This window comes from Vibrio sp. 10N.239.312.D08, assembly GCF_041466145.1.
In the GTDB taxonomy this organism is placed as follows: domain Bacteria; phylum Pseudomonadota; class Gammaproteobacteria; order Enterobacterales; family Vibrionaceae; genus Vibrio; species Vibrio crassostreae_C.
Genome location: NZ_JBFSSD010000024.1, coordinates 1 through 26396, shown reverse-complemented (window position 1 = coordinate 26396; position 26396 = coordinate 1). Strand labels below are relative to the sequence as shown.

20 protein-coding genes and 2 pseudogenes are annotated in these 26396 nt (G+C 45.6%); 11 read left to right on the top strand and 11 right to left on the bottom strand.

The window, feature by feature from the left end:
• Positions 1 to 408 precede the first annotated feature (408 nt).
• From AB6D58_RS13935 to AB6D58_RS13920, 4 genes are all read left to right on the top strand, one after another.
• Positions 409 to 1035 (top strand): magnesium transporter, encoded by a 627-nt coding sequence (locus AB6D58_RS13935; protein ID WP_372130616.1) that lies wholly within the window; start codon positions 409 to 411, stop codon positions 1033 to 1035.
• A complete protein-coding gene (locus AB6D58_RS13930; protein WP_372157573.1) occupies positions 1035 to 2024 on the top strand; it encodes an efflux RND transporter periplasmic adaptor subunit in 990 nt (329 codons plus the stop codon). Before AB6D58_RS13935 ends, AB6D58_RS13930 begins: the two co-directional genes overlap by 1 nt.
• 329 nt (positions 2025 to 2353) lie before the next feature.
• A complete protein-coding gene (locus tag AB6D58_RS13925) occupies positions 2354 to 4330 on the top strand; it encodes an alkyl sulfatase dimerization domain-containing protein (protein ID WP_372157571.1) in 1977 nt (658 codons plus the stop codon).
• A 155-nt stretch (positions 4331 to 4485) separates the two neighbouring features.
• Positions 4486 to 4974 carry a hypothetical protein gene (locus AB6D58_RS13920; protein WP_017060200.1) on the top strand — a complete coding sequence of 163 codons (489 nt, stop codon included), beginning with the start codon at positions 4486 to 4488 and terminating at the stop codon, positions 4972 to 4974.
• Positions 4975 to 5051: 77 nt separating this feature from the next.
• On the opposite strand, the gene cyoE is transcribed toward AB6D58_RS13920, so the two are convergent.
• The 7 genes from cyoE to AB6D58_RS13885 all read right to left on the bottom strand — a co-directional run bounded on the left by cyoE (position 5052) and on the right by AB6D58_RS13885 (position 14760).
• A complete protein-coding gene (gene cyoE / locus AB6D58_RS13915; protein ID WP_372157569.1) occupies positions 5052 to 5978 on the bottom strand; it encodes a heme o synthase in 927 nt (308 codons plus the stop codon).
• On the bottom strand, positions 5939 to 6250 hold the full coding sequence (gene cyoD / locus AB6D58_RS13910) for a cytochrome o ubiquinol oxidase subunit IV (protein WP_372157567.1): 312 nt from the start codon (positions 6248 to 6250) through the stop codon (positions 5939 to 5941). The genes cyoE and cyoD overlap by 40 nt, the downstream gene beginning before the upstream one ends.
• The gene (gene cyoC / locus AB6D58_RS13905) at positions 6250 to 6867 is read right to left on the bottom strand and encodes a cytochrome o ubiquinol oxidase subunit III (RefSeq protein ID WP_010439790.1); all 618 of its coding nucleotides are present in this window, start codon (positions 6865 to 6867) and stop codon (positions 6250 to 6252) included. Before cyoC ends, cyoD begins: the two co-directional genes overlap by 1 nt.
• Complete coding sequence (gene cyoB / locus AB6D58_RS13900; protein ID WP_372157565.1) at positions 6857 to 8935, bottom strand: cytochrome o ubiquinol oxidase subunit I; 2079 nt, start codon at positions 8933 to 8935, stop codon at positions 6857 to 6859. Before cyoB ends, cyoC begins: the two co-directional genes overlap by 11 nt.
• A 5-nt stretch (positions 8936 to 8940) precedes the next feature.
• A complete protein-coding gene (gene cyoA, locus AB6D58_RS13895) occupies positions 8941 to 9837 on the bottom strand; it encodes a ubiquinol oxidase subunit II (RefSeq protein ID WP_372157563.1) in 897 nt (298 codons plus the stop codon).
• Positions 9838 to 10528: 691 nt separating this feature from the next.
• Positions 10529 to 13627: an efflux RND transporter permease subunit gene (locus tag AB6D58_RS13890; protein WP_372157561.1), complete on the bottom strand. Its 3099-nt coding sequence runs from the start codon at positions 13625 to 13627 to the stop codon at positions 10529 to 10531.
• Between the two features lie 8 nt (positions 13628 to 13635).
• Entirely contained in the window at positions 13636 to 14760 is a 1125-nt protein-coding gene (locus AB6D58_RS13885) for an efflux RND transporter periplasmic adaptor subunit (RefSeq protein ID WP_372157559.1), read from the bottom strand.
• Between the two features lie 235 nt (positions 14761 to 14995).
• On the opposite strand from AB6D58_RS13885, the gene AB6D58_RS13880 reads away from it, so the two are divergent.
• On the top strand, positions 14996 to 15610 hold the full coding sequence (locus AB6D58_RS13880; RefSeq protein ID WP_017078915.1) for a TetR/AcrR family transcriptional regulator: 615 nt from the start codon (positions 14996 to 14998) through the stop codon (positions 15608 to 15610).
• 94 nt (positions 15611 to 15704) lie between these two features.
• Here the strand turns inward: AB6D58_RS13880 and AB6D58_RS13875 are convergent, their stop codons facing one another.
• Positions 15705 to 16223 carry a lipocalin family protein gene (locus tag AB6D58_RS13875; protein ID WP_017060193.1) on the bottom strand — a complete coding sequence of 173 codons (519 nt, stop codon included), beginning with the start codon at positions 16221 to 16223 and terminating at the stop codon, positions 15705 to 15707.
• A gap of 320 nt (positions 16224 to 16543) precedes the next feature.
• Here AB6D58_RS13875 and AB6D58_RS13870 point away from each other — a divergent pair, with 320 nt between their 5' ends.
• A complete protein-coding gene (locus tag AB6D58_RS13870; RefSeq protein WP_372157557.1) occupies positions 16544 to 18292 on the top strand; it encodes an amidohydrolase in 1749 nt (582 codons plus the stop codon).
• Between the two features lie 119 nt (positions 18293 to 18411).
• On the opposite strand, the gene AB6D58_RS13865 is transcribed toward AB6D58_RS13870, so the two are convergent.
• Together AB6D58_RS13865 and AB6D58_RS13860 are read right to left on the bottom strand one after the other, a co-directional pair.
• Positions 18412 to 18900, bottom strand: a complete 489-nt coding sequence (locus tag AB6D58_RS13865) for a hypothetical protein (protein WP_050644589.1) — start codon at positions 18898 to 18900, stop codon at positions 18412 to 18414.
• A 305-nt stretch (positions 18901 to 19205) separates the two neighbouring features.
• Positions 19206 to 20558, bottom strand: a pseudogene (locus tag AB6D58_RS13860) (CAP domain-containing protein).
• 377 nt (positions 20559 to 20935) lie between these two features.
• Here AB6D58_RS13860 and AB6D58_RS13855 point away from each other — a divergent pair.
• The 4 genes from AB6D58_RS13855 to AB6D58_RS13840 all read left to right on the top strand — a co-directional run bounded on the left by AB6D58_RS13855 (position 20936) and on the right by AB6D58_RS13840 (position 23991).
• Positions 20936 to 21865 carry a permease gene (locus AB6D58_RS13855; RefSeq protein ID WP_372157555.1) on the top strand — a complete coding sequence of 310 codons (930 nt, stop codon included), beginning with the start codon at positions 20936 to 20938 and terminating at the stop codon, positions 21863 to 21865.
• Between the two features lie 76 nt (positions 21866 to 21941).
• Positions 21942 to 22334 (top strand): metalloregulator ArsR/SmtB family transcription factor, encoded by a 393-nt coding sequence (locus AB6D58_RS13850; protein ID WP_017086141.1) that lies wholly within the window; start codon positions 21942 to 21944, stop codon positions 22332 to 22334.
• 72 nt (positions 22335 to 22406) lie between these two features.
• A complete protein-coding gene (locus tag AB6D58_RS13845; RefSeq protein ID WP_372157553.1) occupies positions 22407 to 22853 on the top strand; it encodes a pentapeptide repeat-containing protein in 447 nt (148 codons plus the stop codon).
• A 244-nt stretch (positions 22854 to 23097) separates the two neighbouring features.
• Complete coding sequence (locus AB6D58_RS13840; protein ID WP_017080421.1) at positions 23098 to 23991, top strand: DMT family transporter; 894 nt, start codon at positions 23098 to 23100, stop codon at positions 23989 to 23991.
• A gap of 113 nt (positions 23992 to 24104) precedes the next feature.
• On the opposite strand, the gene AB6D58_RS13835 is transcribed toward AB6D58_RS13840, so the two are convergent.
• Complete coding sequence (locus tag AB6D58_RS13835) at positions 24105 to 24989, bottom strand: SMP-30/gluconolactonase/LRE family protein (protein WP_372103818.1); 885 nt, start codon at positions 24987 to 24989, stop codon at positions 24105 to 24107.
• 99 nt (positions 24990 to 25088) lie between these two features.
• Here AB6D58_RS13835 and AB6D58_RS13830 point away from each other — a divergent pair.
• A pseudogene (locus AB6D58_RS13830) lies at positions 25089 to 25985 on the top strand (LysR family transcriptional regulator).
• Positions 25986 to 26396: the final 411 nt, after the last annotated feature.

Sequence of the window (26396 nt, the reverse complement as noted above, 5' to 3'; positions counted from 1 at the left end):
ACCACTCAATTCATCGTAATTACGATAATTCAATATCGCAATAATGCGTAGATAGCACCAGTTACACTTCCTATTATTTCGCCAACAAATCAATTCTTAACCTAAACAGAAAACCTAAAAATGTGTAGATGATGGTGTTGCACACATCACGGAAGACGGCCTTAAAACCCAATGCAGCAAACGAACCTATCAATGGTAGACGTTACTTAAGAATGATTTCGCCAGGTGTTTTTAACACTCTATTCGCGAGAATGCGTTGTCTACGTGGTCAAAGCGATTTTTAATTGTCATCTAGTACTTTTGACTCAGTAGGTCTATACGGTTACGTGAGTTCAACACCTCTTTCAGATGTCTTCTAAAAGTCTTGTACCAAGGCTGCACTTTCTCTCTCCTTATTTAGGTTGAGATATGAACTTTATTAAAATCGTTTTCCAGAAAATCTGGGCCGTTGTGATGGTCTTGATTAAATTCTGCCTGTTTATGGCAGTGATGTTTGCTGGAGCATGGGCTCTTGCACCATTAGGCACAATCCATTCTAAAGACATCGACATGTCTCAATTCAACAATCATCCCAATGAAATGATGATGAACTTCTTCCAGATGGAGTACTTCTCTGGTTACTTGTTCTCAGTGACCATTGCTGTGGTATTAGCCGGTATTTACGGCATGTGGCAATTACATGAGCTGGGAGTGCATAAAGCAAAAGAGCACAAAAGCGCTCACGTACAGATCGTGTTTGCACTGTCACTTTGTGGACTGTTCATCAGCAAAACATTCTGGGTTATCGCATTGGTTATCGCATTGGCGAACTGGAAACATATTGGTCAATCACTGAGTGATGTTATTCGCCGTGGTGTTCAGCCTAAACAAGATGCGACTAATGGAGCGACAGCCGCTGTCCACGTATCACCTGAACAATCGGTAACAGAGCCGTCTCAAACACTACAGTCTCCAGTAGAACAATCTTCAAAAGAACAGTCTTCAGAAGATAAGGCTCCAACAAAACCATCCCCTACAGAAAAAGAGGTCGCATAATGAAAGAGATGATGATTCCATACACCCTAATTGTATGGTCACTGTTTGCGACAGGTGCACTGAAGAAGAACTTCAAAAACTACACTTGGGCAGCCATTGGCGGTGTTACGATTCTTACAGTCTTAGCGGTTATCTCTCGCTTGTGGGCACCCGTTGATTTAACCAATTCAACCACAGTCAAAGCGCCACACGCGGTGATGTCACCTATCTTTGGCCAGCAGATCGACCAAGTGCTTGTTGAGCACAACCAAATGGTTAAAGAAGGCGATGTAATTTACACCCTCGTCGACATTGAGTCTGCCGCAGACAAAGCAAAGATCGAATCTTCAATAGTTAAAAAAGAAGAACAGATCAAGCAAATGACTCGCGACTTAGAACGTACTGAAACATCACCAGAGATATTCAATGCTCGTGATGTAGAAAAGTACGACTCCGATCTTCGAGTACTGCACGCTGAACTTGTGTCGCTGAAAGCCGATCTACAAAAAGTAAACTGGGCACAAGAAAAGAAAACCGTTAAAGCTGAGTTTGACGGTCAGGTATCGATAGTGAATATCGCTGAAGGTTCTGTCATGGGTAACATGCACCTCTACAACACCAGCAAAAAGTTCCTTGAGATGCGTATCTCAGACCAAACTTACGGCTACGTTCAAGTTGGTGACTTTGCGGAATTCTACGTTGATGCATACCCAGGACACGTGTTCCGAGCAAAAGTACACAGCTTTAATGCCGGTACCGGTGAGTCGAGTATTTCTCCACTTCAGGGGCCACAAAGCGTCGGTCAACACGTGGTAAGAAACGGTAATGGTTTAGGTCGTACTATCGTACTTGAGATCATCGAACCAGAAGGTTACAACATCCCTATTGGTTCAACTGGCGCGGCTTGGATCTCGGCTGAAAAGCCACATCCGTTCTGGGGCTTCATCGATGTAATCGGCGCAGCAACGGTCCGCCTACAATCTTACAAGTCATACTTAGGTGCTTGGTAAGCGCTTAAGCTCTTGGTATACGATTAGCTCTTGGCAAACGATTAAGCATTCAATGATGTGACTGTTATTCACTCGTATAACAGCCACTCATTAGCCTGCTACTAATTTCCAAACAAATGCCCCGAATTTCGGGGCATTTTTATATCTGTTGCAAGCTCATTTACTAATTGATTCAGATCAATATAAATCGTCAATACAATTATTGGGTGAACAAATCATCGAAAAAACGATGAGTTGAAATCTTATTAGCGCGTAGATAACAACCTCCCCCACCTCTATCATTTGGCTCAAGAAATCCAATTCCTGTATCCAAATATAAGGTCACGACCATGACTAATACATTCAAAAAAATGGCGCTTCCTGTTGCTATCGCGAGCGCTCTACTTGCTTCTGGTTTTGCATCTGCAACGCCAACTGTAGAAGCGACATCGAAAGTTGGCCAAGAACTTCAGACGGCAAATGCTGCGCAATACCAAAACATTGACCTTGATGCTCGCTACAAGAGTGAGGTTCTATTCGAACACAAATCAAACATGTTCTGGGGCAAAGGCGAACGTATTCAAGTTGTTTCTAAAACAGGCGATTCTCTAGCTTACACTGCTGAGTCTGACCATGTTCACCCAATCCTCACCAAGCATGGTCGTAAAATGGACCAAGCAATCATCAAAGTAGATGACAACGTATACCTTGGTTACGGTTTCGGTCTAGATACACCCGTCATGATTGAAGGTACGGACGGCATCATCATTGTTGATCCAGGCGAGTCGGTAGAAATGGCTCAATCGGTTAAAGAACAGTTCCGTCAAATCACCGACAAGCCGGTTAAAGCCATCATCTATTCTCACAACCACATCGACCACATCTCTGGTGTGCGTGCATGGGTGACTGACGAAGAAGTGGCATCAGGTGAAGTGAAAATCATCGCAGAAGCAGGCCTAACAGCTGCAGTGGCTAACTGGTCTTCAAACCTAGGTACTCTATTTGGTCACCGTACTTCTTACACAGGTGCTAAGCACGTAGAAGAAGGCGAGCACGGCACAGTAAACGACGGCCTTGGTCCACGCTTCATGCAAGGTGCTATCTCGTTTATTGAACCAAACCTGTTTGTACCAAGCCAAAGCCACATCGAAATCGAAATTTCTGGCGTGAAAATGCACATCGAAAACGTGCCATCTGAAACTAAAGATGAGCTAGTGGTTTATTTCCCAGACCAGAAAATCCTACACGCGGCTGAAGTACTTCAAGGTGAGAACTTCCCTAACCTTCACACCATCCGTGGTACTAAATTCCGTGACCCATCAATGTGGTTCAAGGGCATCGACGTAATGCGTAAGTTCGACACTGAGATCATGATTAACTCTCACGGTCGTCCTGTTGAAGGTAAAGAAGCAGTAGCTGACGTACTAACGGCTTACCGTGATGCGATTCAATACACTCATGATCAAACTATCCGTTACTTGAACAAAGGTATGACGCCAGACGAGCTAGTTGAAGTAGTTAAACTTCCTAAGCACCTTGCAGAACACCCTTGGTTAGGTGAACACTACGGTACTGTTGCACACGCCGTGCGTCAGATTTACGTAGGTTACAACGGTTTCTTCGAAGCGGATCCATGGCAGCTAGAGCCAATGGCTTACGAGCAACGCGCTAAAGCATTCGTAGAGATCATGGGCGGTCGTGACAACATCCTTACTACTGCACAAGCAGCAATTAAGGCTGAGAACTACACATTTGCAGCAGAAATTCTTTCTTACCCAATCACGGTAAACAAGCAAGATATGGAAGCTCGTGAGATGAAAGCACAAGCTTACAAAGCATGGGCTGCAGACCAAGTGAACATCAACTGGCGTAACTGGGCGCTCAACGCGGCGGCTGAACTAGAGAACAAACGTGACTTCTCTAACATGATCAGCTTCGCTTCTGTTGACGTTCTTACTGCACTACCAAGCAAGCAGATCTTCGACATGATGACTTCAACGCTTATCGCAGAAAACTCGTTAGACGTGAACATGATGCTAACGTACAACTTCTCTGATACGAACGAAGCATTCACTATCGAAATTCGCAACGGTATTGCTCAGTTACACGAAGAAGCAGTGAAAGGCGCAGACGTTCAAATCGACACCACTCGTGCAGTATTGAACCAAATCTTGATTGCAGGTCCAAACGCTCAACAAGTGATTGGTACCAACCTACAGTCTGGTGCATTCACGTTCTCGAATGGCGACATCAAAGGCTTCGGTCAATTCATGAGCTACTTCGATAAGGCAATGACTCCAGAAGAGATCATGCTCATCGTTCGCTAATAATCAAAGGCTGCTAAGGATGGCGAGTCGATAACTTAGGGACCCATTGTGGTCCCTTTATCGTTTATTTATTGGTACAGTTCGCAACCTTAACTCAACGATCTAGGTCTATTGTTGGAGTAAGGAAACTGCCCCGCTTCTTTTAAGGTTCACACATGCTAAAACGTTTTGTTCTTTTGCTTTCACTCAGTTCTTCTCTGGTATTAGCTTGCGGATTACACCAAGAAACCGGATTTAGTTTAGTGACAGAGCCCGGTTCACTGGAGGTATTTGGCAATGTCATCACAGCAAGGCAAGATGACGAGTTCGGAAACCTAGATAAACCGGATCATTTCAAACTGTTTTCGATAAAGTCAGCACTCGCAAAGGCGCATCCGAGTAAGATTGAATTCAACTTATTTGAAGCGATTAAAGGTCACTACAGCCAAATCAGCATTGAAAAAGGCGTGAACATTTCAGGAAGAGACACTTTGCCGACAGAGAACGATTTATTGCTTATTACAGAGCTCGACGTGTTCGATGCATTAGCGAACGGAACGATCTCTTGGGATCAAGCGACACTGAATGGATTAGTGGTAATCAATGGCCCTCAAGACAAACGAGAGCAGCTTGAAGATTGGCTTAGTGATATTTTTGAAGGGTAATAGCTTAAAGCGGGACAGATAAAAAGTCGTCAAACCCTCGGACTTCAGAACATTGAGGGTTCAACGACAAACTTAAATCAAAAAAGCGTAGGCAACGGAATCAACTCCAGTCCCAGCACACCACTGATACTCATCACCACCAGCAGAGACACTTTAAAGACAGTCTTTGACCACTGGATGTAGTTGAGGCAATCAACCTTACGAAACGTCACTTTAGTCCACATAAAACAGACTGCCGCCGACACCGCTAGGTATTCATAGCCCGCATCTCCGAGTAGGAACAGCGCCAACGAGACTGCGCCAAACGCTACCACATAGGCTTTCATGTGCTGATGCGCTTTGTCGACGCCCTCTTTCACCGGTAACACAGGAATGCCTGCATCTCGATAATCTTGAAGGCGGAACATCGCGATCGCGTGCGAGTGCGAGTGCGGCATTTGCCATAAACAGAACATCGCGAACAACAAAACCGCTTCAAGGCTGATGTAATTCGTCACCGCCAAGTAACCCACTAACGGCGGAACGGCTCCCGAAATACTGCCGACTAAAGTGCCGTAAACCGATGTACGCTTGTACCACATGGTGTAGAAAAAGACGTAAAACACATAGCCAAGCAACACCATGACCGCAGAGATCGGATTAGCGAACTGAAACAGCAGCGCTGTGCCTGCTAGCAGTAAAACCAAGGCATAGACGAACGCTACATCTGTATTGATATTTCCTTGAACCAATTCTCGATTTTGTGTGCGCTTCATCTTTTGGTCGATGTCTCGATCAAAGATGTTGTTCACAACACAACCTGATGCAATCACAAGCCCTACACCCGCTAAAGTCGTCAGTAACAACATCGCACTGGCTGGTTCTGTTTTTGCGGCGAGGAAGAACCCCGCCGCAACAGAAATCAGGTTGCCGAAAATGATGCCCGGTTTGGTAATAGACAAATATTTTTTCAGCATACCTTGGCCTACAACTTCATGTTGACGTTCATGTTGTAGATGATCCATACCGAGCCAGCGATAAGAATCAATACAACAATGGAGGTAAACATCAGTGACACCAAGTTCCAACGCCCATCGGAAGATTTCGCTTCCATATGTAAGAAGTACTTAAAGTGCACAAAGATTTGCACCAGCGCACAACCGAACAAGATCACGTAAGTTTCCGTGTTTGGTAGCGCATGTGCCCACACAATGTAGAACGGAATAATGGTGAGAATTAGTGAAGCAATAAAGCCTTTCACGTAATCCGTTACACCGCTGTCTAGATGCTGTTCCATTACATCACCCCCATTAAGTACACGATGGTAAATACACAAATCCAAACGATATCAAGGAAATGCCAGAACAAACTTAAGCACTGGAAACGCATCGACATGTTGTCGTTCAAGCCTTTGGTTGAAAGTTGGTGATACGCCACCGCCATCCAGATAAGACCGAACGTTACGTGCAAACCGTGTGTACCAACCAAGGTAAAGAACGCTGAAAGGAACGCACTCTCTTGAGGACCATAACCTTCTGCAATCAAGTGGTGGAACTCATACACTTCCATACAGATAAAGGCTAAGCCCAATACGAAAGTCACTTTGATCCATCGCTTCAGTCCGGTCACGTCTTTGCGCTTCATTGCAATCATGCCAAAACCAAAGGTGATGCTACTGAACAGCAGCATCATGGTTTCGACAAACACGAACGGCAGTTCAAAGATGTCTTTACCTGTCGGCCCTGCAATTGATCCACTCTCAAGCACGGCATACGTCGCGAAAAGCGTGGCAAACAGGACACAGTCACTCATCAAGTAAACCCAGAAGCCAAACAACTTATTCCCCGCAGCTTCGTGGTGATGATCATGCGAGTGTGCAAGATCATAAGTGTGTGACGGAGTATTAGCTTGCATACGTCGTCTCCAAATCATCTTTATTGTTGTTATCACTCTCACCGTCAGCGCTGTTACCACGACCAGAGTTGTCGCCCTTCACTGACTGTCTCTTAGCTTCTTCAAGCTGTGCACGTCGAGCCGCTTCAATCGCTTTGATCTCTTCAACTTCCACGTAATAGTCCACATCGTCGTTGTAGCTGTGTTGAATACACGTCACCACGATGCCCACTAGGCTTGCCGCCGCTAGCCACCAGATGTACCAAATCATTGCGAAGCCAAATGCCAACGCCCATGCAGACACATAAATGCCTGTCGGTGTATTCTTCGGCATGTGAATACGTTCGTATTCTTCTTCCTGAGTTGGATCAAACTCACCACTTTGCTTTTGATACCAGAACGAATCGATCTCATCGCCCTTAGGCAGTTTTGCGAAGTTGTAGAACGGCGGTGGTGAAGACGTTGCCCATTCGAATGTGCGTCCGCCCCACGGGTCACCCGTTAGATCTCGGTTTTGGTCGCGGTCACGAACACTCACGTAAATCTGCACGAACTGACAAACAACACCCATCGCAATCACACCCGTACCTGCAGCCGCAACCGCCAGTAGAGGGAAGAATTCAGGGTTGATGTCTTGGCTCAAACGACGCGTCATGCCCATAAAGCCCAGAGCATAAAGCGGCAAGAACGCCATCAAGAAACCAATGATCCAGCAGTAGAATGCGCGTTTGCCCCAAAGCTCGTTCAGAGTGAAGCCGGTCGCTTTCGGGAACCAGTAACCAATCGCAGCGAAACAACCGAACACTACGCCACCAATGATTACGTTGTGGAAGTGAGCAATCAGGAATACCGAGTTATGCAGAATGAAATCTGCCCCCGGTACCGCCATCAATACGCCCGTCATACCACCAACGGTAAAGGTGATTAGGAAACCGACCGTCCACATCATTGGCGTGGTAAAGCGGATACGACCTTTGTACATGGTGAATAGCCAGTTGAAGATCTTAACCCCAGTCGGGATGGAGATAATCATGGTCGCGATGCCGAAGAAGGCATTCACATTGGCGCCAGAACCCATGGTGAAGAAGTGATGTAGCCAAACCACAAACGCTAAAATAGTGATAGCCACCGTCGCCCATACCAGTGAGGTATAACCAAACAGTTTTTTGCGAGAGAAGGTTGCAGTCACTTCAGAGAACACACCGAAGATAGGCAAGATTAGGATGTACACCTCAGGGTGTCCCCATGCCCAAATCAAGTTCACATACATCATCACGTTGCCACCAAGGTCATTGGTGAAGAAGTGCGTGCCGATGTATCTATCCAACGTCAGTAACGCGATGGTGACCGTTAGGATTGGGAAAGAGATGATGATCAGGATGTTGGCACACAGCGATGCCCAAGTGAATACAGGCATCTTCATCATTGGCATAGACGGAGTACGCATGCGCAGAATAGTTGCGAAGAAGTTCACACCCGTTAACGTGGTACCCACACCGGATATTTGCAGTGCCCATATCCAATAATCGACCCCGACTCCCGGGCTCGCCTCAATACCAGACAGCGGCGGATACGCCAACCAACCCGTTCGGCCAAACTCACCTAAGCCAAGCGACATGTTGGTTAGGATAATACCCACCACAAACAGCCAGAAGCTCAAGTTATTCAGGTAAGGGAATGCAACATCACGAGCACCAATTTGCAGCGGCACGATGATGTTCATCAAACCGATAACCAATGGCATCGCTACGAAGAAAATCATGATCACGCCGTGAGCCGTGAAGATTTGGTCGTAGTGATGTGGCGGTAAATAGCCCGTTTCACCGGCTGCAGAAAGCAATTGCTGGCTACGCATCATGACCGCATCAGCAAAGCCACGAACTAACATCACCATCGCAACAGCAATGTACATGAAGCCCAATTTTTTGTGGTCTACCGACGTAAACCATTCATTCCAAAGGTATTGCCACTTACCGGCTTTGGTTACCGCGTACACCACTAAACTGCCCACTAGAGCGATCATGGTTAACGTGACCAAAATAATGGGTTCGTGGTAGGGAATTGAGTCTAGAGTTAATCTTCCAAACATGACGATTATCCTTGGGTTTCCGGCAAACAGTTCATTGAACCAGGGTGCTGGGTCACAACATCAGTGAATAAAAATGGTGGGATACTGGAGAACAGAGTCACAGGTTCAGCCACACTTGGCGCTGCCAATGAACGGAACTGCTCCCAATCTTCAATGCGATCAGGGCTTGCTTTCACTTTTTCCACCCAGTTTAGAAATGCCACTTGATCAGGCATCGCTGATGCAGTGAATTTCATCTGTGAGAAACCTTTGCCACTGTAGTTCGATGCAAAACCTTTGAAGTCACCCTCATGGTTAGCAATCAAGTTCAGCTTGGTCACCATTCCCGGCATCGCGTAGATCTGCGAACCAAGACGCGGGATAAAGAACGCGTTCATGATGTTGTCTGAAGTCAGCTTAAACGTCACCGGTACATCTTTCGGGAACGCAACATAGTTAACCGTCGCAATGTTTTGCTCCGGATAGATGAACAGCCATTTCCAGTCCAGAGAGACCACTTCGATCACCATAGGCTTAACGTCACTCACCAGAGGCTTTGATGGCTCTAATTCGTGTGTTGTTCGCCAAGTGATGGTGGCTAGAATCGCGATGATGATGATTGGAATCGTCCATACCACCACTTCAATCTTGGTTGAGTGTGCCCAGTCAGGTGCATACTCTTCCGTGGTATTGCTCTCGCGGTATCGGTAAGCAAAGTAGATGGTCATCAGAATCACTGGGATGACGACAATCAACATCAGCAACAGAGCCGTAATAATCAGCTCTTTTTCCTGAACGCCAACGCTACCTTTTGGGTCGAGCAATGCGGAGTTACACCCTTCGAGCATCAGAATGGTTCCCAGCAAACCAATCTTCGACAAACTTGTCCTCGATAAAATGCGTTTATATCTTGAAGCTTCCATTAACTTTCTCGATGGTTATCCAGCCTCAGAACGAATGCCTAAGTACTGGTTGTCATGATCATTAGAATATTTATGTGTTGAGCATGTGAAACGCCGCATCTCAAAAAGCAATGCAATAGAGCCCGTTACTGCTGGGTTAAAACCACACAGAAAACATGACTTAATTGTTACACTTTGAAATACATTGTTACATTTGGCGCATTATGAAGAGTTGAAATTGAAAGCTCACCAAACAAACTTGGAAACTAACCTTCCATTTATGGATGCGAAAACTAAGAAGTAGAAGAGGATTAAGACACACAGCAGTAGCGTGCTACATGGGTGGAGCCAGTGCTGACAAGGGATTTAGAAAAAGCAGATAAACACTCGCGCGTCACCACAGCTCAGGGCAAGTTCAAGGTACATTAGAAAGAGCGAATAAATAGAAGTGTGACGCCCGTCAAGATTGTGAATTCACATACCATTTACAAGGTATTCACTGGTTAGATTATTCAAAATGCCCACTCATTCACCAACAAGATAACCAATCATTCATCGATGCACTAATGTGACGAATTGAGGGCGTAATAGCGGTGAAAAGAACAACAGAATGGTAGGAATTGGGATGAATTTATCGAGAATAACAACACCATAATCGAGCCAGATACGGCTCGATTATGGGCAATTGAAGAGCAGTTAAATTGAAAGACAGTTACGCAGCTTGAGTCGCGATGGTTTTTCGCTGATTTCGAGTCATCAAGTGATAAACCACCGGCACAAAGTAGAACGAGATAAGCGTGGTTAACACGGTACCGCCCACAATCGCGACCGCAAACGGAGGCCAGAAACCACCGCCAGCAATGATCAATGGCATAAAACCGCCCACGGTTGTGATCGTGGTTGAACTGATATGTCGAGTACATGACATAACGGCCTCAACGACTGCATCGACATTCCCGGAGGAAGCCTCTTTATCGAGTTTCAATTCGGTCAGAATCACAATGGCCGCGTTAATCGCTAAGCCTGCAATCCCGAGCATCGCGATAATCACCGTAAAGCCAAACGGATAACCGAAAATCCACACCGACAACAACCCTAGCCCACCCGCCAATCCTGCTACCATGAAGATGATGCTGCTCATTCGGAACGAGTTAAACGACATCACCACCACCAACACCATCAATACCACCACGACTGCGACGTTCGAGATCAGGCTGTTGACTGAATTATCTCGTTCAGCAGATTCACCACCAAAACCAATCGTATAGCCCGATGGCATCTGATAGCTTTCTAGGCGTTTTTGGAATTCATTGAGCACGGTTTGAGGCAAGACTCCCGCTTCAATATAACCCTCAATGGTATTCACACGTTGCCCATTTCTACGCGTAATCGCACCACGACTTGTGGTCAGTTCAAGCTCAGCTAAGGTAGACACATTGATACCCGTAGAATAGACATCAGAGCTTATCGGCAAACGAATATTACTCAGGTGAGCCAAGTTTTCACGCGCATCATCCGCAACACGAACACGGATTGGCACCGACTCACTCCCCTCAATCACAGAGCCACTTTCACGACCTGTCAGCGTGGTTTGCAACATGCCAGCAAACTGGTTCAATGAAATACCATTCAGCTTTGCGGTGTCTTCATCGACTTTCAACCACACCTTAGGCGTACCCGGTTGCAGCGTTTCCCTTGTGTGCGTGACATGAGGAACACCTGCCAAAATTAGACGAACATCTTCACCAATCGCTTTTAGGGTATCGAGGTTTTCACCGTAAACTCGCAGTTCAACGGGCGCGGTAAATGGAGGCCCTTGGTTGAGCTTACGTACCAAGATTTGTGCTTCCGGCACCTCGTTATCCAACACCTTTTGCAACTTTGGAATTAGCGAATTGGCTTGGTCAAAGTTCTCTGTTTTCACCATCGCTTGTGAGAAGTACGGCGCGTTGTTTTGCCTTGCTTGCAGGTTGTAATAGAAAGATGGGAAGTTAGCGCCCACTAGCCAATCAATGCGTTCCACTTCGGGGTAACGATGAATGATGTCATCGATTTTCTCAGAGGTGTTTTTGGTTGCGTAAATGCTCGCTTGAGGCGGCATGTAAACCTGAATCTCAAACATGTCTCGGTCTGATGGCGGGAAGAATTGCTCAGTCAGCTGAGACATGCTCCAGTAACCAGTAAACGGAACCAACAACACCAAAGCAATCGTGATGATTGGATGCGTTACGCCAAAGCGGACAGAAGATGAGAACCAGCGCGTCAAAGCCGGAATTCTTAATCCAGTCATGTACCAATGGTGCTGGCCTTTCTTGTCGACATCACTGAGTTGTTTGGGTAGTAGTTTAGTCGCTAAGCCCGCAATTAAGGTGTGCGAGATTATGTAAGAGCCGATCAATGAGAAAGAAACGGTAATCGCAATACCACCGACAAATTCACCCGATGCACCCGGCATCAAGATAATTGGGGCAAACGCCAACACGGTGGTTAAGGTTGAACCTAATAACGGCACCCATAAATGCTTCAATGCATTCATGGTCGCTTCAGCTCGTTGTTGCCCTTTCAAACGATAAGCTTGAATGGTATCAACCATCACTACCGCGTTATCGACCATGATCCCGAGCGCCACAATTAGGCCCGTCACCGACATTTGGTTAATCGGCACACCGGTCATTTTCATGATCGACAGGGTCAATAATGAGGTTAACGGCAGAGAAATGGCGACTAAGATCGCGGCACGCACGCCTAAAGTGACAAACAGCACAATCAAAATCAGACCGAAACCGATCATCAAGCTTTTGCCTAAATCGTCTAAGCGAGTCTCGGTATAACCTTGCTGATTAAAGAGCACGGTCACCTTAACGTTACTTGGTAACTCTTGCTCAAATTTACCAATCAGAGCATTAGCTCGCGACGTCCAGTTATCAACTCGCAGATCAGGGTGCATTCTTGCCGCGACAATCACACCCGGCTCACCATCAATAATAGCAATCTGGTCTTGTGGGGTTTTCTCACCACGTTTCACAGAAGCAATGTCTTCCATACGGATGATGTGACCTTTGCTATCAGTGGCTATTGGCACTTGCTTAATGCGTTCAATGGAATCAAGCTCAGACTTAATCTCTAAGCCAAAGCGAGAATAAGTACTCACTAACTCGCCGGCCGAGTTCTTGGCGTCTGCCCCTTCGAGCGATTCAGCGATATTGGCGCTTGAACGCCCTAGAGCAGCGGCATCGGCCGTACGTAAACTGATTTGAATCTCTTCTTGCGGCATCCCGTATTCATCAACGAATTCAGTACCCGACAAAGTTCTTAGTCGCTTGGCGAGCTCTTTGGCATAACGGCCCAGCGTTAACCTATCAGGCTCGCCTGCACCAGACCAAGTTAGCGATGCGATGGTCGTGAAAGCATAGGTATGGTCGCTATCGAGATCAGGCGATTGAGCACCCGCAGGCAAAATGGATTCGATATCAGATAACTTGTCGCGAGCTTGAGACCAAACCGGCTCAGGCTCGGTGATGGTGTCATTCAATTCTAAGGTGACAATAGACACGCCCGGCCTTGAGGTTGAGCTCACGAGTTTAACTTCACTCAGCTCACGCAGCTTGTTCTCGATAACCTCAGTAACTAAGGTTTCAACACGCTCGGCACTGGCGCCGGGGAAACTGGTAGTAATGTTCGCGTAACGGTTGATGATTACTGGATCTTCTGCACGTGGCAACGTCATGAACGCAGAAATACCACTCACCATCAGCAGTGCGGTCATTAAGATAAGCAGTCGAGTGTTGGAAATAGTCTCTATGATTTTCATGCTATTTCCTATTCAGCAGTAACGCTAGCTGGCTTTACGGTTTGTCCTGGCACTAAACGATGTAAGCCACTGGCAATCACTTGTTCACCGTCTTCAATCGCCCCACTCACGTACGCTTGTTGATTGTTGGCAAACAACACTTGAACACTTCGGCGCTCAACTTTGTTGTCTTCACCAATCACAAAGATGTTCCACACACCGCGTAGGCCGTCAATCAAACCCGTTAATGGCACCCAGTAGCCTTGGTCATCAATCTGTTCATCAAATTTAAGGTAGGCAAGTTGCCCTTCCAATACCGATGATTGTTCAGGGAATAGGTAACGCAAACCAACACTGCGAGATTGGGTGTCGACCATTGCGCCGGGATTCAATAGCTCCACGGCATAATCTGTTCTCCCAACTCGGATGTTAGGCGAAGAAAGTGAGGTGACTTTTTGCATTTGGTGAGCAGGAATACCGATGAAGGCCTCTTTGCCCTCAGAAGCGAGCAGTGTAAGAGTTGGATTACCCACATTCACCACATCTCCGAGCGAAACAAAGCGCGTCGCGATGGTTCCAGAATAAGGCGCAAGCACTGTCGACTTCACCAATTTCAGTTCATTGCCTTTTACCGATGCATCGATGCGCAACAAGTTCGCCTGCAATACGCGTTGCTCACTGGTGAGAGAATCAATCTCCGCTTCGGCACTGAAGCCTTTCGCTTTCAATGAACGTTGACGTTTAAGGTTCGCTGCCACCAAACTCAATTGAGCTTTGACTTCTTCAGCCTGCGCTTTCAGTTGGCTAGACTCGGTTTCCAAAAGTTGGGTATCCAGTCTGATCAACGGCTGACCCGTTGTGACTGTGTCACCGACATCCACCAGAATCTCATTGACCTTACCCGCCAATTCAAAACCCAAATTCGCCTGCTGCCCGGCCTTTACCACACCGACATATTCGCGCTGTACCGCATACGATGGAGAGCGTTCCAAAGCGACAGTTTCTACTGTTAAGACTGTCGACGCTGCACTATTCGATTCCACTGCAGCATTATCTGCATCGGATGCTGTCTCGGCTTGTGTATTTTCACCACACCCGACAAGAAGAGTCGACAACGCCACTGCTACTGCGCTTCCCTTCATCAATTTATACATACTTCCTGTTCCTATGCGGTACTCATCATGTTCTTTTTTTAGACTAACCAAACCAAACTAGACTGTCTAGTTTGATTATGTTAAAAATAAGTTTCATCGTTAATGATCGATAAAACCATCACAAAAAGCATAATGCTTAGCGTAAAACGAGACACATAGAACTGAGCACCAACAGGCACCAAGCAAAGAGACAAACTAGGTAACGAGACAACACTAAGTAACGAGAAGCAAGCACGTGACAAAAATCATCAAGAGTGAACAGAAGAGATCGCAGATCTTAACCGCAGCCAGCCAACTTTTCTCTGAGTATGGCTTCAAGATCAATATGGATCAGATAGCAAAAGCAGCGAACGTTTCAAAGCAAACGGTCTACTCTCACTTTAAAAACAAAGACGAACTTTTCGAAACCTGCATGCAAACCAAGTGTGCGGAACGCGAACTCAGCCCTGCAGCCTTTGATATGGATGCTGCGGTGGGTGATGAGTTGGTGAAATTTGGTGTGAAGTTTCAGGATTTATTACTTGATGAACAATCTAGACAAACCTTTCAAAATGCCATTAGCCAAGCGAATACGCATCCAGAGATCGCCTCTATCTATTTAGAAACTGGGCCTCAGAAAACCACCAAGTTACTTGCTGATTATTTGCAGTCGAAAATAGACTCTGGTGATCTCACACTGTCGACATCAAGCTCGCCAGTCATTGCAGCACGCCAACTGTTGCTGATGTTTCACGGCAAATCGGCGTATTGGGGATTCTTCGGACACGACAGCGGAGAATCTGAAGAAGAAAGACTTCACTACACTCGCGAATGTGTCGCGCTATTCTTGAACGGCAACCAGCCTCGTTAATTGTAGCTCTATCTTTGAATAAAAAAGGCACAGAGAAATTCATCCTCTGTGCCTTATCAATCATCAGTCACTCTCAGCAATAACAGCGATCGGTTTATTGGGTATGTTCCACAACGATCAGCTCATCGGTATTGAAGCCACGCTCTTTCGACATGGCTTTAAACTTCTCCATCACTTCTGGTGCGACTTCAGGCGTTCTTGCGAGTAGCCATAAGTAATCAGTGTCGGGCCCAGAAACAAACGCGTATTGGTAGCCCTCTTTGTCTAATTCAAACACGACATAAGCGCCGTAGAAAGGGCCAAAGAAAGACACTTTCAAATAGCCTTGTTCAGAGCCCTCAACGAAGTACGCTTTTCCTTCCGCTTCGTTCCACTCACCTTCTTCCGCCGAATAACCACGGTTAATCACCTTCACGCCGCCATCATCACGAAGGCTGTATTCAGCGCTGATGTTGTCTAAGCCACGCTCAAACGAGTGATCCAAACGAGCCACTTCGTACCATTTCCCTAGGTATCGTTCCAACTCAAACTGTTGAACAGGCTTTACCGTTTCGGGCATGCCAACACAACCACCCAATAAGATCACGCTAAGCAGCAATAATATTTTTTTCATCCTAACCTCGACTTGTTTTTATTAGTAATGCGAGTAAGTCTCTTGAAAACATAAACTTACATCCTTGGTAATACGTTAAATCCATTTTTATAGCTCACTTAACTGTAATTTATTCAGAACCTTATGTGAATTGTTTAGTCTGCGAATGGATTCGCAATCCTTTATTGACGAGCTGTATTCCCACAACCACCTCAAAAGGCACTGGAATTACATTCAAACAAGAGAGCAACCAAGGACACTTTATTATTAAAAATTCACGATATGATTCTCGCCACTCGCTTTCTATACTTATTAAACAGTGGAACATGGAAGACATAATAATGAACAAAAAGCTCACTCTGCCACGCACTGCATGGATAGCATTACTCGCAAGCTTAACTGCCGCAGCGCCGGTTCTTGCACAAGCCAACACCGTTGTCCAAGCGCAAACAGCAGTTCAAACACAAACAGCAGTTCAAAGCCAAAGTGCAGACCAGATATTTACCAATGCAGATATATACGGGCATCGTGAGTCGGACTCGATCGTTACCCACAAAGGCAAGATCATCTTCATCGGTAACCAATCACAGGCGCAAACTTTTCAAGGGCAAAGTACTGATGTTATCGACTTAGAAAATGCCTTTGTCCTTCCGGGGTTCATTGACAACCATAACCATGTGTTTGAAGCCGCCTCAGAGCTGGGTGGAAATTGTGAACTCGACTCTGAAGCAACATTAGAAGAGCAAACCCCCTACCTAGAAGCGTGTAAGATCAATGCTGATACCGATGGCAGAGGTTGGCTAATGGGTTATGGTTTTTCTTTGGAAGCGACGCTCGATAGTGACTCTGACTACACCCCACTAGAGATCATCGACAGTATTTTTCCAGATCGCCCTGTGGTGATCATGGAGCAGACTTCACACTCAATGTGGGTCAACTCAAAGGCTCTGAAAATCGCCCGAATCAGCCAGCAATCGCCAGATCCACAAGGTGGCGCTTATTTAAAAGACCAAGACAGCGGCAAACTCAATGGCATCTTATTAGACAATGCTGGCGATCAAGTGATGGAGATGGCTTGGAACAGCCAAAGCGAACTGTTTGAGCAAAGCTACCAAGGGTTAATGTTCGGGCTTGAGGAAGCGGCAGCCCACGGCATCACTACCATTGGCGACGGTCGCATGTATTGGAAACGAGGTTGGTATGACGTTTGGCTAGAGGCCGAGCAAAATCAAGACTTAACGGCGCGTGTTTCGCTACGCCCTTGGGTGTACCCATCGATGGCAATGCCTTCTCAATTAGAAGTCTTTGAGAAGATGTATTCCGACGATAAAAGCCGTCTGTTACTTGTCGAACAGGTGAAAATGTACAGCGACGGCATCTTTATCAACGGCACCGCCAAAACGCTCGCACCCTACTTAGATACTTATCTTCCCCAGTCTCCTAATGGCTTGAACTATATTCCGCCGGAACAAATGAAAGAGTGGCTAACTGCGCTCGAAAAAATAGGTTTTAGCGCCCACATTCATGCCATTGGTGATGGAGCGGTTCGTGAATCTCTTGATGCAATAGAAAGTATTCGCAAACAAGGCTCAACCAAACCCTACACCCTAACCCATGTCGAATTAATCAATGATGAAGATGTGCCACGCTTTCGCCAATTAGACGTAACCGCAGATTTCCAAGTCGGCTCTGATTACGTTGCAAGGCATCAACACCAATGGGCCGAAGCTTTCCTTGGTGCTCGCCGTGCCAAAGCCATGATGAACTTAGACGCGATACTTAAGACTGATGCCAATATCACCTTAAGCAGTGACTGGAACGTACACGACATCAACCCATTGGTTGGCATCGCGAACAGCTTAATCATGGGTAAAACAGGCCTAACTGATATCTACACGGCTATCGACGCTTACACGATTAATGCCGCTTCTAGCTTGGGCATCGACGACATCACTGGATCTATTGAGGTAGGAAAATCAGCGGACTTCGCCATTCTCGACCGAGACATCACGACCATATCGGCAAGACAAATAGCCAAGACTCAGGTGTTGATAACGGTGTTGCGCGGGGATGTGGTTTACGAAAAATAGAACCAACAAGCGCATCGAATTGGTTATCGCAACTCAAACGAAAACGAAAACGAAAAACGAAAACGAGCCAGCTTAATCAGCTGGCTCGTCTGTTATTCACATCTGTATTTTATGTTGTGTTACGCGTTGGTGTCTTTAAGCGCGTTCACATTTGAATCTTGCTTTTCATCCAGAGCAAAGTAGATCTTCGATACAATCACTTCAGCAACCAGAATCGTAAATACCACAGCGAAGAACGCTACTACACCGCCCCAAGGGCCTGTGAAGCTCACCTTGTCACCGAACATAAGGTTTATCGCTTCTAGCATGACGAATTTTGAGCCAACAAGAATAATGTATGTCGACAGCGCTCGATACACCTTAGGTGCCGTTCCAGATTTCTGTTTGAAGTAATCCGCTACCTTGTGTTCTAAGCCAATAGAGAGCTTCAACAATAACTGCAGCAACAACGCCGCTATCAAAGAAATAGTGAAAGATTCAATGTTGACGAAGTCCCAGTACTCATCGAAGAAGTTAAGTACGACCAAGTCCACCAGCACGGCTAACGTGTAACCTACGAATAGACGTTGTGGTGTGTTGAACCCGTAAACTTTGTCTGATTTAGTCATTCTGTCTCTCTCTAATTTGATAAGTCGCCTTGATTTGAAATACATCTTAGCGTTCGAATCGGAGCAAAACTTACCATTTCATGACACCACTCAAAATCATTCACGATATTAATGAATCGCCATGGTGTCCTCGCGCCTCCACCTTTAATAATCCTGATCGCCCACGTATCACTGTAAAGTACAATGGCACTATCGAGTAAAGTGCCACTATCGAGTGATCTGCTACTACCAAGTAACCTGCCACTACCAACTAAGGAAAGAATAGAAACGCTAAATGGATGACCCTTATTTAGGCAATGAGTGTGTTAATTGAAATCTTGCGTCCAATAAGACATCTTCGATGCATCTGACTTACTGGCTTTGTATCCAATCCCCATCTTTGTGTGTCGGCTATTCATCACGTTTTGGCAGTGACCTTCGTGACCAGCCCAACTATTAAGACCAGCATTGTTAACTTGCCCATCACTTCGCGGGCTGGTGTAACCAAAAATAGGAATCACAACAGAATTGGATGAGAGGACAAACGCATTCTGACCAGAACTGTTCACAACAAAGTGACCTTGAGCATCTCTTCGGTACTGCTCATCTGAGTTCAACTGAGCATTACTCGCCGTGTTATTGTCCCAAGCGATAGGAGCTGCTGGTGGGTAGTTACCACTCGAAAACGATGAACCAAAGGCATCACAATAACGTTGTGTCGACCTCGCACAATTTGTCGAGATAACAGATTGGTACTTGATACTGTTCTGACTTAGATCTTCTGGAATATTCACAATTCGGCACCATTTATCATCGGCAACGCCTTGACCGGGCATCCCCCAAATCGCACCGTTCAATAATTGATTTGTATCTAGTGAAGCGAAATCGATGAGAGTGTCGCTATTAAGCTGACCTAGATCCAAATCGATCTTTCCAGATGAAGTGTTCAACTCAAAGATCGAGGCCCCAACCTCCTTAGCTGCTGCGTTAATTTTGTCGCGCTGTAATAATTCCCAAGAATCACCAAACCGCTCTTTTGACTGCTCTCCATAAGCTTGAGCGATAAAATCGTAAGTAGGTAAATTAGACTCTATCCCGCTCCCATCTTTGGAAACTACGCTGCCAAAGGTTTTAAATTCCAACGAACTGTCGAACACCGCATCGTTAAACACATACGATCCCAAGAGCTCACTAGAACAAGAGTTACTTTGCATATCGTATCGATATTCAGAAATTGTACCGTCCACAAGTAACTGATGATCCTTCCTTTGCGCGCTTAATCCTGTGGTTTCGTAACAGTGCTAATCGTTAACAAAGTTGCTGCCATTATCGATAACGATTGTTGGTACAGCGATAGTCACATCAACCTCCTGAGTATCTCCACTCTTGAACGCAGGCAGCTCATTTTTGACGGTAATAGATGAGAAATTTCTGATTGGATCCATTTCTTCGATAAAACCTTCGATCGCAAAAATCATATTGTTGCTAAGAGCTTTAATGTCAGGTTGCTGAGAGGTAGATGATGAGCCGGGATTACTTGGATTACTTGGATTACTTGGATTACTTGGAACATTAGCGTTATTAGAAGTTGTGTTGTCATCCCCTGATGAACTTTCTCCGCCACAACCAGTAATAATGAGGGCTAGAAGGGCGACTGCCGAGATATTTTGTTTTTTCATGAGTTAATCCTTAACCATATATTTTTCTTAATGTAAGGATGTTGCCTCATAGAACGAACTTAAATTTCAGACCAATGTCAGAGCCCCAAATACTGACACCGATTTAACATTTTATAAGATCTAGCCATACCAAGAAGGCAAACTTGGTCAAGTGGTTGAAAGCGCGTATGCCGATCTATTGGTCATCGACGAAAACAACTCAATCAATTGAAAAATAGAGACTTAATGACAACGCAGTCACTAGCAATATCTTTAATTTCCCTCGTCACTTAACACCCTTCTTAACTTGCATTACATGACAATTAAATATACACACTTGCACAATCGTGCATGTGTATATTATTCAGATCTCTTTTTACTTGCTAGAGATTCCAATTGTGGATGCTAAATTAGTTATTGCGTTAAATGAGTTCTTTTATGTGGCCAAAGGGCTGGTTGTTATCATCGCGATTGTGTCGGTGCTTACAGGCATCATGCGAGAGTATATCCCTCAAGATAAACTCCAAGCGACGCTGACCAAACACGACAAATGGGGAACCTTACTAGGCGCATTGTTCGGGATGTTGACCCCATTTTGTAGCGCAGCCGTGGTTCCGGTGACCATGGCAATGGCGTCGATGGGCGCATCATTAGGCACTGTGATGAGCTTCATCATCTCGGCACCGCTGTGTAACTTCATCGTATTGGCGATGGTGTACGCCTCGCTCGGATTGAAGATCACCGTGGTGTACTTCTTGGTCACCTTTACCGCAGCGGTTCTTGGTGGTTACTTGATTTCCAAATCACCTTGGAGAAACGAGATCAAACGCGGCGCTGAACTTGAAGACACCAAAAGAAAAAGCTGTTCAGATAGCTCAATCAATGCGAGTAACTCGTGCAGCGCCACCCCTTCTTCCGCATCAAGAATACGTAATGCAATGGGTGGAGCTTGGTCTTTGTTCAAACGAATCATCCCGTATGTACTTTTAGGTGCGGCGATCAGTGGCTTCTCGGCGGCTTACCTACCTGCAGACTTAGTAGAGAAATACGTGGGTGGCGACAGCTTCCAATCTATCGTGGTCGCTTCATTGATTGGTATCCCGCTTTACTTACGTATCGAGATGGCAATTCCACTACTTAACGTATTAATTGCTAAGGGAATGGGCTTAGGTGCTGCATTGGCATTAATTATTGGCGGTACAGGTGCCAGTTTGCCTGAAATCGCGCTAGTATCTGCAGTTCTTAAAAGAAAAGCCGTAATCGCGTTTGTGGGAATAGTCTTAACGACCGCCATCATTGGTGGCGCTATCTTCCAATACGTTGTGTAAAATCGGACACAATGAAAAATATAAAGCTTCGCGCCGCTCATAGAGAGTGGCGCGACTAAGTTGGAAGGGTAAAACCATGATGGATGAAAAATACATTGATTCGCTAAAAGCCTTATCAGAACCTAATCGACTGAGATTGTTCTGGTTGTTCCTGCATGTTGACGAATGCATGGCTGTCGCTGAAGCAATCGACATCATAGGTGAAACCCAATACAACGTATCTCGAAACTTAAAAATGCTCTACAAAGCTGGGCTACTTAACCACGATAAGAAAGGCAAATGGGTGTTTTACACCTTGAAAGAACAAACCGCGCCTCACTGCAAAGCTTTGGTCGACTCTGTTCGTTACTTGCCAGAAGATGATTTCCAAGAAGTGGTTAAACGTTGTCAGATTCGCTTATCAATGAGAGTTGATGGTGACTGTGTTATCGGCCCAGACAGCGAAATATGGCAAAGCAAGATTAGCTAAATCGCGATAACAAGAGACGCGAGAAAGAGATGCCCAATACCAGTATCTCTGACTCAATTGGTGGTGTGAAGTATGAATAAATACACTCAACAACAACTCGATTCTATTTTAGATCAGCATAAATTGTGGTTGGAAAACCAAGGCGGCGAACGAGCACAATTAGGTAATACCGATCTAAGTAATCTAGCGCTTCAAGATGTTGATCTTCGTTGCGCCAACCTGATACGTACTGATTTTAGTGGCGCCGATTTATCGGGTGCGAACATGAATGAGGCTGACATCACCTATGCCAATTTCAGCCACGCGAACCTCAACAATACCAGCTTCCGCGATGCTGACCTACGTAACGCCAACATGAGTTACGCCCAAATGCTCAACGTCGATTTACTGCGTGCCGACTTGTTTCGCACTGACTTCAGCAATGCTCAAGTTAATGACTCTGCTTTCAAACGAAAAGACACAGGCAATACCATTATTGAGCTGCGAGATCCTACCCGACAGTGTCTCTCTGCCAAGTAGGCTCAAACAGCGATGATCTCCAATGCGCTGATATTGTTGCATATTCATTCGATTATTCGATAAATACCGAATTGGACTGGGCACTCACCTACTGAACTCAGGTCGTAACAGCAGATCTCGCATCCCGTATCACTAAGCATCGAACGACATTGTTCTTACTTGGTTTTTTGTTCTTACATATTTTCGATTCTCATGTATTATGTGCGCCCATAATTGTATGACAAATATGTAGCACTGTTTCTGTATGACCAAAGCCACCAACCACGCGATTTTGCTCTTAGTATTCGCCAACCTGCTCGCATCCTTTTCAGACGTCTCACTCAAAGTGCTGAACGGTGAAGTGCCCACGTTCCAATATGTGTTTATCCGCCAGCTATTGAGCGTGATGTTGCTGCTCCCTTTTTGGCTAAAGCTACCCAAAGAGACGCGCATGCAAGGTGGTTGTCGCATCAATTTTTTGCGGGCTCAATTCATCCTAATGGGAAGCGGCTGCGCAATGATTGCCATCACACACCTAACGTTGGCGACCGCAAATGCGATGTTCTATGTTGGGCCCATTCTTATGCTCCCGCTTTCTATTGTTTTACTGAAAGAGAAGCCGACATCATCAAAAGTGGTGGCGACATTGATTGGTTTCGTGGGTGTGTTAATCGTGTTGCGTCCAGAGCAATTTCACTGGGCCGCTATTGCAGGGTTAGGCAGTGCGCTCGCGATGGGTGTAGGCAATATTTTGATTAAACGTCTTCACGCAGAACAACACATTATCTCGACACTATTTTGGACCAGTGTGATGACTCTACCGCTGGCGTTGGCTCTTGCTCTACCTGCATGGGCGGCGATTGAATGGCGTCATGTTGGGTGGATTATGGCAATCAACCTGTTCGTTCTTGGATACCATGCCCTTGTGGTGGTGGCTTATAAAAAAGCACCAGCAAACCAAATTGCTCTCGCGGAATACTCGGGGTTGGTGTTCGTGACCTTATTTGGCGTGATGTGGTTTGATGAGATTCCAGACATGTTGACCCTTGTCGGCATCAGCCTGATCGTCATTCCGATGATGCCAATAAAGTGGAAGAAGTACTTCAGTAAGCCAAATCAAACGGCGCTTGATATAGAAGCCAATCAGACTAAGTCTTAATTGCCAGCAGCATCCTTGCAGCGCATCGAGCTAACCCACTTTCGACCTATTCAAATGAGAAAAGGGACCGGTATTTCTACCCGTCCCTTTTTTATTTTCGTTTGTATAAGGTGTTACTTAAGCTTGAACACCAACACTTTGTTGTATGCCGTTACCATCAGTAAGTCTTGCTGTTTCCCGCCAATTTCTAGATTGCTGATATGGCCCGCATCGATAGCAATGAAGTCTATTTGCTTACCGTCTTTATCGAACACACCCACGCCACCATGCGCTGCAACAAAGAGGTTGTCATCGGCATCAACAGCAACGCCATCAACCATAGGTTCAGAGCCAGACTCCGCTTTCACTTGAGCAAATTGCGTCTTATTGCTGAGTGACTGTCCATCAACATCAAATCGGTATACCCAGCCATCAGATGTGTCGGCAACGTATAACGAAGATTCATCAGAAGAAAAAGCGATGCCGTTTGGTAACTTGAACTCTCCAGTGATCAACTTTAGATCACCATTTAGGTAACGATAAACGCCATTAACCGCTTGCTCTGGTTCTGCCTTTGCTGGGCCGTAACCTTGGATACCAAACGGAGGATCGGTAAACCACACGCTGCCATCACTGTTAACGGTTAAATCGTTCGGACTATTAAGCAGTTTGCCGTTATACGTTGCAGCGACAATCACTTTCTCTCCGTTGCCCTCACGGTACGACAGCTTTCTATCATGGCGGGCTGCCCAAAGGTTGCCTTTCGCATCAATATCGAGACCATTGGCATAGCCAGAGTTATCATCAAAAACGCTCAACTTACCGTTAAGATCGTAAGAATAGGTTGTGTTATTTGGAATATCGCTAAACAAGAAACGTTGATGTTCCACATCCCATGTAGGGCCTTCAACAAAGCCAAATGAGTCTCCAACCAATGTTGGGTTGCTTTCTACAACAGAGGCAGCTGAAACATTCATAGAAGCAGCCATTGCAGCGGTAATAAGTAGTAATTTGTTCATTGTTCTTCTCCTTTCTGTTTACGTTTTGAATCTTAGTTTCTTGAATGAGTGAGAAAAACAGTACAAAATGACTTAACTGTTTACTAAATGGTGTTAATGATGAATTTGATTTATATGCAGACCTTCTTGACTGTCGCCGAAGAGCTAAGCTTCACCAAGGCCGCTGAAGTATTGGATGTGTCGAAAGGTTTGGTGTCTCGGCATGTACAATGACTCGAAGAAACATTGAATTCTAAGCTGTTTCACAGAACGACTCGTTCTATCAGCCTCACAGAAGTGGGTGAAGAGTTGTATTCGAAAGCGAAGCAAATTCAACTATTAGCAACCGAAGCGGAAATGCGTGTCTTAGACATGACGCAGGAAGTGGCAGGCGATTTAAAAATTACCGCCCCGATAGAGTTTGGGCGTGCGCTTTGTCGCCATATCATCCCTACTTTCAAGCAAGAGTACCCAAAAGTGGATTTGATTCTCGACTTTGGGCCGATGAAAAAGAAGATAGAGTCTGGCGACTTTGACATTGCTTTTAGAGCCTACGATGAACTGCCTAATGATGTGATTGCCAACCATCTCGGACATATCCGCAATGTTCTGGTTTGCAGTGCGGGTTACGCATCGACTAACCCACTTGCCACCACTAAAGACATCCATAAATGCAGCTTCATTCTTAACAGTCAAAATGAACGCTGGAATCAGCTGGAGTTGAGCAATGGCGAACAAACCTACCATGTTGAAGTAACCGGAAGTGTTAGCTCTAATACCTACAGTTCAATTTTAGAGTTAGCGATGCAAGGGATAGGTGTCGCCAGCTTGCCGTTCTATCAAGTTGAAGAGCAGCTCAAAAAAAGTGAGCTTATTCACGTGTTCCCAGAATGGTCGATTAAAGCCCAAAAGCTAAGCCTTATCTATGCTCAAAGAAGAGTAACACCGCAGAAGTTAGTCACTTTTAACCGAGCGGTAAAAGAGTGGCTGGAATCGAATAACGCTTATACGTTGTGAGTTTTAGAACGCTAAACCTTTCAATTGGAACGTATGTGCGTTCCATTCATATCAGGCTCAATCGCAGTGCTTTCAATAGCTGATAGGCTGCCGTGTATTCGTCGATTTTGAAACACCCTCCCCCTCTAACTCCCCCTCAAGTTGAGTTCATCCCCCTCTCTAGATTGACGACCGAGGGGGAGAATCTTCTTTGGCGCTGAATGTGAAAATGCGCATGTCGCCATCGGCATTCAGTTCCTCCCCTTTCCACGAAATCATAATGGGTCGAAAATACGGATTAAGGGGAGATTAGGAGGGAATTTGAGGTTGGTGTGATTACCGAGGGAGGTTGGGCTAACACGGATTTGCCCCATTGTGTATATGGAATCCACGTATTTACAAAGTGATTTTGGCAATAAAAGTTAAGATGCG